Raw genomic sequence first — 11,162 nt, 5'->3', positions numbered from 1 at the left:
GCTGACGTGGCGGCAGACGAGATCCGGGGCGAGGCACAGGGGTCGGCCCCCGTCCCCCTCTCCGTACTGGACCTGGTGACGGTCGGCGCGGGGTCCACCGCCACCCAGGCGCTGCGCACCAGCGTCGAGCTGGCCCGGTTCGCGGAGTCCCGCGGCTTCCACCGGTACTGGGTGGCCGAGCACCACTCCATGCCGGGCGTGGCCTCCTCCTCGCCGGCCGTGATCCTCGCCCACCTCGCCGCCCACACCGAACGCATCCGGCTCGGCTCCGGCGGCGTGATGCTCCCCAACCACGCGCCGCTGGTGATCGCCGAGCAGTTCGGCACGCTGGAGGCGCTGGCCCCGGGCCGCGTCGACCTGGGCCTCGGCCGTGCCCCCGGCACCGACGGCGCCACCGCCGCCGCCCTGCGCCGCACCGACCGCCTGAGCGAGGGTGCCGACGACTTCCCCGAGCAGCTAGCCGAGCTCACCCGGTTCCTGGACGACGACTTCCCGGACGGCCACCCCTACCGCCGCATCCACGCCGTACCCGGCCCGGTCCAGGCGACCTCTCCCGGCGGCGTCCAGTCCCCGCACCGGCCGCCGATCTGGCTGCTGGGCTCCTCCGGCTTCAGTGCCCGCCTGGCCGGCGTCCTCGGCCTTCCCTTCGCCTTCGCGCACCACTTCTCCGCGCAGAACACGATCCCGGCCCTCGACCTGTACCGCGAGTCCTTCCGCCCCTCCGAGGTCCTCGACCAGCCCTACGCCCTCATCGGCGTCTCCGTGCTCGCCACGGACGACGAGCGGGAGGCCCGCCGGCAGACCCGCGCGACGGCCCTCAACATGATCCGCCTGCGCACCGGCCGCCCGGGCCTGTTCCCCGACCCGGACGACGCCGAGAAGCACGAGTTCAGCCCGTACGAGGAGGAGTTCGTCGCGTCCTGGACGTCCAACATCGAGCAGGGCACGGTCGACGAGGTCGTCGCGGGCCTCGACGCCCTCCACAAGCGCACGGGCGTCGACGAGTTGATGCTCACCTCGCACGCCCACCGCGGCGAGGTGCGCCTGCGCTCCTACGAACTGATCGCGAACGCCTACGGGTTGCCGACCGCGTAGGTCCGAGCCCCCATCAACTCGGCGATCCGTTCCGGCGACACCGGCCGTGAGTACAGCCACCCCTGGCCGGTGTCGCAGCCGATCCGGCGCAGCCGCGTCGCCTGCGCCGAGGTCTCCACGCACTCCGCGGTGACCGTCAGGCCCAGCCGGTGGGCGAGCTGGATCATCGCCTCGACGACGACCTCGTCGGCCGGGTTCGGCGGGGCCGCCTCGTCGCTGCGGCCCTCGTACTGGAAGCCCCGTACGAAGGAGCCGTCCAGCTTCAGCGCCGAGACCGGCAGCCGGCTGAGGTACGCCAGGTTCGAGTAGCCCGTGCCGAAGTCGTCGATGGCGATACGCACGCCCATCTCGCTGAGCGCCTGCAGGGCCTGCAGCGGGCGGCCCGCCGAGCCCATCACCGCCGACTCGGTCAGCTCCAGTTGCAGCAGCCCCGGTGCCAGGCCGGTCTCCGCCAGGGTCTGGGCGACGTCCGCCACCAGGTCGGAGTCCCAGACCTGGCGGACGGCCACGTTGACGCTGACGAACAGCGGGGGATCGTCCGGGTGGTCGAGCTGCCAGCGCCGGGCCTGGCGACACGCCGTGCGCAGCACCCACAGACCGAGCGGCACGATCGAGCCGTCCTCCTCGGCCAGTCCGATGAACCGATTCGGCGTCAGCACACCGAACTGCGGATGGTTCCAACGGACCAGCGCCTCCACGCCGTTGAGCCGCCCGTCCTCCATGCCCACCAGCGGCTGGTACTCCAGCACGAACTCACCGCGCTCGATGGCGGGGCGCAGGTGGGAGGCGAGGGCCTGACGGGTCATGCGGTGGGCGTTGCGCTCCGGGTCGAACAGCGTCCAGCGGGCCTTCCCGTCCGCCTTGGCCCAGTAGAGCGTGGTGTCGGCCGCCTGCATCAGGGCGGTCGGGGTGGTGCCGGCCGCGTGCCGCTCGACGACCCCGATCGACGCCGACACCGACAGCCGCTGACCGGCCAGGTCGAAGGGCGCCTGGACGGCCTTCAGGACGGACTCGGCGAGATCGGCGAGCTGCTCCGTGCCCGTCGAGTCCTCGACCAGCAGGGCGAATTCGTCGCCGCCGAGTCTGGCCACCAGCGGCGCGCTCGTTCTGGCGTACCCGGCCTCGTCGGCGCAGCGCGTGAGGCGTTCGGCGACGGCGGCCAGCAGACGGTCGCCGACGCGGTGGCCGAGCGTGTCGTTGATGGCCTTGAAGCCGTCCAGGTCGAGATAGCACAGGCCGATCCGGCCGGTGCCGCTCTCCTCGTACGACCCCGCCTCCAGGGCGGCCGTCAACCGCTCGAAGAACAGGGTGCGGTTGGGCAGCCGGGTCACCGGGTCGTGCATCTGCAAGTGCCTGATCCGGGCCTCGAGTTCACGCTGGGCGCTGATGTCGGTGACGGACAGCAGCACGCCGTCCTCGCCGGGCGGCAGCGGCGCGACGGTGACCTGCACCCAGACGGACCGGCCGTCGGGATGCTTCAGCCGCCGGGTGCAGCGTACTCGCGCCTCCCGGCCGCGCAGCACCTCGAGGTAGGCGTGCCAGGTACGGGCGTCGGACGCCAGGTCCACCAGATCGGCGGCGACCTTGCCGGCCAGCGCCTCCGGTGTGCTGCCGAGCAGCGCGCCGAACCCGTCGTTGGCGCTGACCACCAGGCCCTCGCGGTCGACGACCGCCATCGCGAGGGCGGCGGCCCTGAAGACGGACCGATAGATGCTGTCACTCTCTGTTACGGCGCCCCGGTCGAGGTCTGCCGCGGGCGCCGGCCCTTCGGACGTTCCGCTCACCGCTAGCTCCCGCAGTGCACTCGATCTCTGTCCGTGCAGGAAAGTGTGCCGATCATAGAGGCAGACCCAAGGGCCTTCCAGTCAGTGTCCAGTGTCCCGGATTCAGCGGAACTTCTGACAGATCGTTTCTGCCCGCAGCTGGAGGGGTTCATGGGTGCCGAGACCACTTGTGACGTTCCGTGAGCGTTTCGGGGGTGTCGGAATCTGAGGGTCCGTCGGCCCGCTCACTCTTCTGGGGCAGACAAACAGGGCGTAGTACGACAAACATGCACAGGCTGGGTGCGGTGTCCCGTGTACCGCTCCCGGAGGTTTCCTGTGCCGCGTCCGTTCCCCTTCACGGTTCCCTTCAGGGGGTTCAGGGGGCCCCGGCTGCGCAGCACCGCCGCCGTGTGCACCACCCTGTCCGCGGTCGCCGCGACCTCCCTCGTCACCGGGCCGTCGGTCGCCGAACCCTTCTCGTCGGTGCCGTGCGCCCTGCAGCGCACCGACGCCCACCACTCCGAGGGGCTCGACACCTGGAACGCCTCCTATCCGCGCCCGACCCGCGCGCTGGACGCGGTGATGGTCTTCCTGTCCTTCCCGGGCTCGAAGCCGCGCACCACACCGGCCCAGCTGGCCGCCGACCACTTCCCGGCCACCAGCCGCTTCTACGACCGCGCCTCCTACGGCAGGTTCACCCTGCGCGCGCACCCCGTCGACCGCTGGATCCGGATGCCGCACCCGGCGACGGACTACGCCATACGGCGCGACTGGAGCGCCGAGCACCGTGCCGCCTACCTGCGCGACGCGCTCGCCGCCGCCGACCCCGTCGTCGACTTCTCCCGCTATGACATCGTCTACTTCGTCGCCGACCCGGACGCGCCCGGCGTGGACTCGGACGCGACGAAGGTCGTCAACCTGGACACCCCGCTGCGGGCCGACGGGCGGGACATCCGCCGGGTCGTCACGGTGTTCGAGAAGCATCCGCCGGACCGGCTGGTCCTCGCACACGAGACCGGGCACGTCTTCGACCTGCCGGACCTCTACCACCGGCCGGCCGACGGCAAGGGCGACTGGGACACGTACGTCGGCGACTGGGATCTGATGGGCAGCCAGTTCGGGCTCGCCCCCGACCTGTTCGGCTGGCACAAGTGGAAGCTCGGGTGGCTGGAGCCACGGCAGGTGGTGTGCGTACGGGAGGCCGGCACCACCCGGCTGACGCTGGAGCCGCTCGGCGCGGGACCGGAGCCGGCGGCCCTCGAGTCGCCCTCCTACGGGCTGGGCCACGGCACCAAGCTCGCGGTCGTGCGCACCGGGCCGGACAGCGTGCTCGCCTTCGAGGCGCGCGGACCGGTCGGCAACGACGCGGCGACCTGCCGTTCCGGCATCCTCGTCTACCGCGTCCGCAGCGGCGCCCCCTCCGGTGAGGGTCCCATCCGGGTGATCGACGCCCACCCGCACACCGAGGCCTGCTGGGAGAACTCCGTCTACCCACCCCTGGCCGACGCCCCGGTATCCCTCGGAGAGACCTTCACCGTCCCCGGCACGAACATCACAGTCCATCCGGAGAACCGCACGGCATCGGGGGCTTGGCGGGTGACGATCACGGCGGGGTAGTGCGGTTGGGGGCGTGCAAAAAGCCGAGAGAGGGCTCGCCGTCATGGCGAAGGCCCCCCGTGTGTGCGGAGGGCCTTCGGTATGCGTGCGCCGCCGGGGACTCGAACCCCGGACCCGCTGATGCTGTGTCTCCCGGGGGGTAACCCCCGGACCCCCAGCCGGCCCTGTCGCGCCCGGGGATCCGTCTCCGGGGGGAGGGCTCGCCGTCAATGGCGAAGGCCCCCCGTGTGTGCGGAGGGCCTTCGGTATGCGTGCGCCGCCAGGGGCTCGAACCCCGGACCCGCTGATGCTGTGTCTCCCGGGGGGTAACCCCCGGACCCCCAGCCGGCCCTGCCGTGCCCGGGAGGATCCGTCTCCGGGGGGAGGGCTCGCCGTCAATGGCGAAGGCCCCCCGTGTGTGCGGAGGGCCTTCGGTATGCGTGCGCCGCCAGGGACTCGAACCCCGGACCCGCTGATTAAGAGTCAGCTGCTCTAACCAACTGAGCTAGCGGCGCCTGCTGACGTCGTAGACCTTAGCATCCTGATCGGCGGACGACGAAATCGATATCCGTACGGCTGTCCGGGCCGCCCGCACCGCGGCCCAGAGCAGGATTTCCGGGCCCGGCAGCCAGGGTTGGCGGGTGTCCGGGGCGACCAGCCAGCGCGAGGCCGACGGGGCGGCGGCGCCCAGGGGGGCCGGGACGGTCACCGCGTCGCCGTGGCCGTGCCACAGCAGCGGCGGGATCGCTCCCGTGCGGCCGAACTCCTCCCAGCGCAGCAGCGACGGCAGCCGCTGGGCCGTACCCGGCGCGGCGAACAGCAGCATGCGGCCCCGGAAGGTCGCCACCGGGCCCGACCCCGGGCCCTCGTCCCAGAGCCGGTCGACCATCCGGCGACCGAACACCGCCGGGGCGCTCACGACGTCGAAGACCGCACCGCAGGGCAGCACCACCGGGGCGTCGGGGTGTTCCTCCCAGAGGGCGAGCGTGCTGCGCGGATACGTTCCTGCCGAGGCGAGCCAGGCGGCTCCGTCCGGAGTGACCCCGCAGGCGTCGAGGCCGTCGGAGAACGGGTGGCTGCGTTCGCTGCTCATGGCGGCATGTCTACCGGCTGTGACGCCGTCGTTCCCGAGGGTTGCCGGAAGTCGGGACACGGGCGGGCGGGAGCGGGTATCTTGCCCGCTTGGCATATGCCAAACCGAAGAGGATCGTGTTCAGACCGCCGGGGCCACCGGGCCTCTCACACCGGGTCGGCCGAACCCGCGCCCTCGGCACCGCTCATCAGGTCCCGGCCGAACTCGACCATCTTCTTGGCGTAGTCCTCGGTCCACTCCGCACGCTCCGCGATGTCCGCCGGCGTCAGCCGGTCGAAGCGGCGGGGGTCGGCGAGCTGCGCGGCCGCCATCGCCTGGAACTCCACGGCCCGGTCGGCCGCCGCGCGGAAGGCCTGCGCCAGCTCCGTCGAGCGGGCCAGCAGCGTGCGGGGGTCGTCGATGGACTCCAGGTCGAAGAAGTGCTCCGGGTCGGCGGCCGCCTCGGCGGGCTCGAAGAGCAGGGGCGCGGGGCGCAGCCGCGGTTCGTTCCGACGCGGCGTCTGCTCCGCCATGTCTTCTCCTCCTCGTATGTCGCGGAAGACCCTCACGTGCATGGGCCACCGTCCATTGTCCCGCGACCGTGCAAGAGGGCCCGGGCAGGGGATCGCGGCCCCGCACTCTCAAGGTGCCCAGGGCACGCGATGTTCCCCCAGCCGCGCCAGCACCGCGTGATTCGCCTCCCACCCGTCCGGGAATTTCACCAGCGTTCCCAGCTGGACCGGTTCTGTGGACGGGTACTCGTCCAGCAGGTCGCCGACGCCGGCCCGGCAGACGACGACACAGGCATGCCGGTGGCGGGAGGCCAGCACGCACAGGCGGCCCGTCTCCAGGTGGAAGGCGGTGGCGTCGGGGCGGCCGGAGAGGGGGTGCAGGACGACGGTGACGTCGAACTCCATGCCCTGCAGGCGGTTCGCCGTGTCGACGGTGACGCCCGTGACGCCCAGCTCCGCCAGCGCCGCCCGCACGGCCGCCGCCTGGTCCCGGTGGGCCGTGCCGACGGCGATCCGGGCGGCGGTGAGCGGGGTGGGGTCCGGCGAGCGTTCCGACACGGCCGCGCCTTCGCGGTCCAGCAGTCGCCTTACGACCGTCGCCACCGCCCGTACCGCCTCCGGGTCCGTCCGCGGGGTGTGCCCTGCGGGCAGTTCCAGCAGGCCCCAGCCGGATTCCGCCGCCGCGTCGATCACCCGGTCGGGGCCGGAGCCGTCCGAGGGGACGGCGAAGGACAGGCGGCGGTCGTCGTGCTCGGTGCCGCTGCGGAACGGGGTGTAGGGGTAGAAGGCGTCCGAGACCAGCGGGGCCGCCGACGCGGGCAGCCGCCAGGACACCGGCAGACGGTGCTGCGGCAGCTCCGGGTTGTGGGCCAGCAGAGTGGTCACCGCGGACGCCGAGGGGTCGTACGACAGTCCCGCCCACTGCTCGCTGCCGACGATGGAGAACGGGTCCAGCTGACCCGGGTCGCCCACGAACAGGGCCCGCTCGAACAGCCCCGCCACGGCGAGCAGCGCGTCCGAGCGCATCTGGTACGCCTCGTCGACGATCGCGTGCCGCCACGGCTCGTCGGCCTTCACGTGCGCCCACTTGGCGGCCGTGGAGATGACCACCGGGAGCCCGGCCAGGTCGCCCGCCTTCGCCGACTTCCGTACCTGCGTCAGCTCGTCCAGCGCCTTGTCGTACGGGTCGGCGTCACTGCTGTGCAGCCGGCCGACCGGGAGCTGCGGGTTCTTCTCGGCGAGCCGGACGACGAGGTCGTCCACCTGGGCGTTGGTCTGCGCCACGATCATCAACGGGCGTCCCGCGTCGGCCAGTTCGAGCGCCGCGCGCACCACGAGCGTGGACTTTCCGGCGCCCGGCGGGGAGTCGACGACCACGCCGCGGTGCGTGCCGTGCAGGGTGTCGCTCAGGATCGCGTCGGTGGCCTCGGCGGCCGCGGTCCCCGGGTCGAGGCCGGGGGCGGAAACGGTGGTCACAGGACGTCCTCCGAGGTCAGGGGGTCGGCGGCCTCCGCCACGGCCTCACCGGGCGGCCCGCCGTGCGTCCACGGCGTCTCCTCCGGGTCGGGGAGCTTGGGGCCGCCGCGCTGCTCGTGCTCGAAGAGGGTGAAGCAGATCCGGTCGCCCTTCTCGGGCACCGATCCGGGCTCCGGATCCCTGCCGCGGCCCATCTTGTCGAGGATGCGCAGGACGACGAGCGTGCCGCCCTCCGCGGACTCCTCGTGGCCGACGAACTCGGCCGACTGCGGTTTGCCGTTCAGCGAGCGGTAGGTCCTCGCGCGCTCGCCCAGGTGCGGGCGGTCGTCCGTGCGGACGGTGACCAGGGGGCGGGGGCTCGGGCGCTTGCTCTCGCTGTACGCCATCACGACGTCCGTGACCTCCCCCTCGAACGCCTCCCCGGACAGCCGGCGCCCCGCCATCACCAGCGGATCGTCGAGGGCCTCCTGCGCCTCCAGGCGGGCCTGCTCACGCTCGCGCGAGGCGAGTTTGTTCGCGGCCGTCACCGCGTCGTCGCGGCGCGGCTGCGGGGGCTCGCCGGCGGTGACGCGGTCGCGGTGGGCGGTGAACGACCAGCGGTCGCGCGTCCAGCGTTCCTCGACGTGCGCGCCCTCGGGGAGGGTGCGCAGCAGGTCGAGGCCGGTCCACACCTTGTCCCAGGTGGGCCGGGTGACACCGGCGACGAGGTCGCGGATGTCCCGCTCGGCGGCGGTGAGTTCACCGAGGCGGTCGTCGGCCTCCAGGCCGTCCTCGGCGGCGGCGAGGGCGGTGCGCGCGCGGTCGTAGCGCTCGATCGCGGGGGCGAGGAGCTTGTTGTCGAAAGCGGGGTCGGTGGCGGGTCCGGCGGGCGGGCACAGCAGTTGGTCGCGGGGGCCGCGGGCGAGCTCCGCGTGCAGGGCCGCCTCGGCGCCGGACATGCCCGCGGGCGGGGCGATCCAGGCGAGGAGGGCACCCAGATGCTGGTCCTCCAGGGTGGACTGGCCGCTCGACCAGTGCCGGGCCAGTACGTCGGTCATGGCGAGCAGCAGGGACGAGCCGGGGACCCGGGCGCGCTCCCCGAAGTGGGTCAGCCACCGGCCGAGCAACGGCACGCGCGGGGGCGCGGGGTGCGGGCTCTCCGGGTCCTGTTCCGCCGTGCGCCTAAAGCGCATGGAGCGGCCGAGGAGCCGTACGAAGTCGATGCCCGCGCGGCTGGGGACGATCAACTGGGGGGCGTCGGCGCACAGTTCCACCTCGACCTTGACCCGCTTGCCGGTCTCCGGATCGGTCTCGTTGCGCTCGGCCGCCTCCACCTCCTCGGCAAAGGTGTCGACGTACGGCAGGACGACGTCCGCCAGCTCCGCCAGGAACGCGAACCTGAGGTCCCGGTCGCGCGGCTGCGGTACGACCAGCAGGCGCGGCGCGTCCCGGTCGGTGCCGACGAGCGCGCCGAGCGGTGCGCCCGCCTCACCGGCGGTGGTGAGCGGCACGAAGACGAGCGGCCGCTCGGAAAGGTGCCGGTGCCGGACGGTGGCGGCGGGCTGGGCCCGTCCGGTGCGGACGGCCTCCAGGCGACCGAGCGTGGAGATCAGGGACATGATGACTCCCCCGGAGCCTGGGTCCGCGGGGGCAGCCCTGCCAGCGCCTCGGCGCGCAGTCGTGCGGCTCTGCGGAGGGCCGTCACGGTCGGGTCCGAGGGGTCGCCGGTCTCGTCGTGCGCCGCCGCCAGCACCGTGTCGACCGTGGTCAGGCCGCCCAGTTCGGCGCGGACCGAGCGGCCCAGGGTGGTGACCGCGCCGCTCTCGCGGGAGCGGCCCCGGCAGTGGAAGGCGAGTTCGCAGGCGGACAGGCATTCGGGGGCGTAGGTCGCCGGGACCGACTCCACGGCGGCCGTCAGGTCGGCGGCGGGCAGCTCGGGGGAGAAGCAGGTGCCGGCGGGGAGCGTGTCGGCGATGTCCTGGACGCGGGTCAGGCGGGCCAACTGGCGGGCGGTCACCGCGCGCTGCTTGCGGACGTCGACGGCCGAGGCGGTGGGGAGGTTGGAGAAGTCCTTCGGGCAGACGAGGAGCACCCGGTGCCGTACCTCCGGAGGCGGGTCGAGGTGGGCGGCCACCTCCTCCAGCGCCAGCACGTAGACCGCCGCCTGCCGGGCCGCCGCGCCGACCTTCGCCGGGTCGGCGGAACCGTCCAGCATCGGGAAGGACTTGATCTCCACGACCGTCCAGCCGCCGTCGGGGTGCACGACCACCGCGTCCGGCTCCAGGAACGCGGGCGAGCCCGCCACGTCGAGGGCGAGCATCGGGTGGTCGAGCAGCGTCCAGGTGCCCGGCGCCCCGGCGGCCTCGCGCAGGGCCAGCGCCGTACGCGCCGTGCGGCCCTCCGGACCGGACGCGGTGAGATCGGGCACCCGCGCGCCGACGGGCGGCTCGGCGGTGCGGTCCAGCTTCTCGTGCGCCAGCCTCAGCAGTTCCGCGCCGCCGTCCGCCTTGACCTTCGCCTCGAACGCGTTGCCCCGCGTGAAGGCGAACTGCGACTGCCCGAACACCGAGGGGGCGCCCAGCGCGCTCGCGAGCGCCGCCTTGTCCACCCCGGCGCCGTCCAGGATCGCGCGCCGTCTGCAGCCCGGGTTGGCGGCGAGGGCGGCCAGGGCGCGGGCGTCCAGCGCCTTCGCCGGGACGTCGGGACCGCGCAGCTCAGCGAGCCGCTGCCGCAGCGCCTTCCCCCGCGTCCGCGGAAGAGGCACCGGGCTCGGCTCCGTCGCTGAACCGCGACTCGCGCTGCCGTGGAATTCGCTCACCCGCGGAAGTCTGGCATCCGGCACTGACAATTGAGGAACCTGCGACCCTGGAGGACCCTGCGACGAACGGCAACCGCTCCTTGACCGAGTCCACCAGCCGCAGCACGTACGGCGTCAGGAACAGCCCGGCGGCCATCACCGCGGCGCCCGCGACCGCGTCCAGGAGGTAGTGGTTCGCGGTGCCCATGACCACGAGCGTGGTCAGCAGCGGGTAGACCACGGCGGCGACCCTCGCCGTACGCGTCCTGCCGTGCCGCCACAGCATGACCCCGCACCACAGCGCCCAGCCCACGTGCAGGCTCGGCATGGCCGCGTACTGGTTGGTCATGTGGCCGAGCCCCTTCGGGGCGCTCGCGGCCCCGCCCCACCAGCCGTACGAGCTGTACTGGGCCATCGTGTCCACGAAGCCCTGGCCCGCCGACAGGAGGCGGGGCGGGCAGGTCGGCAGCAGGGTGAAGCCGATCAGGCCCATGAAGGTGGACGTCATCAGCCAGGTGCGGGCCGCGCGGTAGTGCACCGCGCGCGAGCGGAACAGCCAGACCAGGATGGCGGGCGTCACCAGGTAGTGCAGGGACGCGTACCAGAAGTCCGCCGGGATGCCGAGCCACGCCTCGCGTGTGAAGAGCCGGTTGAGCGGGTGCTCGGCGTTGATGTGCAGGAACTTCTCGACGCGCAGGATCGCCAGGCCGTGGTCGACGGCGTCGGAGGTGTCACCGCGCACGAGGAGGCGGCCGGCCGAGTAACACGCGTACACCAGCATGATCAGCGGCAGCTCGGTCCACCAGCGCAGACGGGCGCGCGGGGCGGCTGCCTCGGTGCCAGGTGTCGTCTCGGTCTTCGGCATCCGATCG

General features: G+C 73.1%; 9 protein-coding genes and 1 tRNA gene. 2 read left to right on the top strand and 8 right to left on the bottom strand.

Annotated features, from left to right (window positions below; genetic code table 11):
- The first annotated feature begins 6 nt into the window (after positions 1–6).
- Positions 7–1,095, top strand: coding sequence for an LLM class flavin-dependent oxidoreductase (locus ACIRVK_RS07145; RefSeq protein ID WP_404244412.1), 1,089 nt, complete (start codon positions 7–9; stop codon positions 1,093–1,095).
- On the opposite strand, the gene ACIRVK_RS07140 is transcribed toward ACIRVK_RS07145, so the two are convergent.
- Entirely contained in the window at positions 1,074–2,879 is a 1,806-nt protein-coding gene (locus ACIRVK_RS07140) for a putative bifunctional diguanylate cyclase/phosphodiesterase (RefSeq protein ID WP_404244411.1), read from the bottom strand. The two genes, ACIRVK_RS07145 and ACIRVK_RS07140, sit on opposite strands and share 22 nt — an antisense overlap.
- Positions 2,880–3,194: 315 nt before the next feature.
- Between ACIRVK_RS07140 and ACIRVK_RS07135 the strand changes: the two genes are divergently transcribed.
- A complete protein-coding gene (locus ACIRVK_RS07135; protein WP_404244410.1) occupies positions 3,195–4,475 on the top strand; it encodes a M6 family metalloprotease domain-containing protein in 1,281 nt (426 codons plus the stop codon).
- Between the two features lie 420 nt (positions 4,476–4,895).
- On the opposite strand, the gene ACIRVK_RS07130 is transcribed toward ACIRVK_RS07135, so the two are convergent.
- The 7 genes from ACIRVK_RS07130 to ACIRVK_RS07100 form a co-directional block, all read right to left on the bottom strand.
- A tRNA-Lys gene (locus tag ACIRVK_RS07130) sits at positions 4,896–4,969 on the bottom strand.
- The gene (locus ACIRVK_RS07125) at positions 4,960–5,547 is read right to left on the bottom strand and encodes a bifunctional DNA primase/polymerase (RefSeq protein ID WP_404244408.1); all 588 of its coding nucleotides are present in this window, start codon (positions 5,545–5,547) and stop codon (positions 4,960–4,962) included. The genes ACIRVK_RS07130 and ACIRVK_RS07125 overlap by 10 nt, the downstream gene beginning before the upstream one ends.
- A gap of 146 nt (positions 5,548–5,693) precedes the next feature.
- Positions 5,694–6,059, bottom strand: coding sequence for a hypothetical protein (locus ACIRVK_RS07120; RefSeq protein WP_404244407.1), 366 nt, complete (start codon positions 6,057–6,059; stop codon positions 5,694–5,696).
- 108 nt (positions 6,060–6,167) lie between these two features.
- Entirely contained in the window at positions 6,168–7,514 is a 1,347-nt protein-coding gene (locus ACIRVK_RS07115; protein WP_404244406.1) for an AAA domain-containing protein, read from the bottom strand.
- On the bottom strand, positions 7,511–9,112 hold the full coding sequence (locus tag ACIRVK_RS07110) for a hypothetical protein (RefSeq protein WP_404244405.1): 1,602 nt from the start codon (positions 9,110–9,112) through the stop codon (positions 7,511–7,513). Before ACIRVK_RS07110 ends, ACIRVK_RS07115 begins: the two co-directional genes overlap by 4 nt.
- Positions 9,103–10,257: a hypothetical protein gene (locus tag ACIRVK_RS07105; protein WP_404244404.1), complete on the bottom strand. Its 1,155-nt coding sequence runs from the start codon at positions 10,255–10,257 to the stop codon at positions 9,103–9,105. The genes ACIRVK_RS07110 and ACIRVK_RS07105 overlap by 10 nt, the downstream gene beginning before the upstream one ends.
- On the bottom strand, positions 10,208–11,155 hold the full coding sequence (locus ACIRVK_RS07100) for a phosphatase PAP2 family protein (RefSeq protein ID WP_404244403.1): 948 nt from the start codon (positions 11,153–11,155) through the stop codon (positions 10,208–10,210). Before ACIRVK_RS07100 ends, ACIRVK_RS07105 begins: the two co-directional genes overlap by 50 nt.
- Between the last annotated feature and the right edge of the window lie 7 nt (positions 11,156–11,162).

Origin of the sequence: Streptomyces sp. NPDC101152 (genome assembly GCF_044768275.1) — a bacterium.
Taxonomy (GTDB): domain Bacteria; phylum Actinomycetota; class Actinomycetes; order Streptomycetales; family Streptomycetaceae; genus Streptomyces.
The sequence above is the reverse complement of the archived record's forward strand: the minus strand, read 5'-3'. Positions and strand labels throughout refer to the sequence as shown.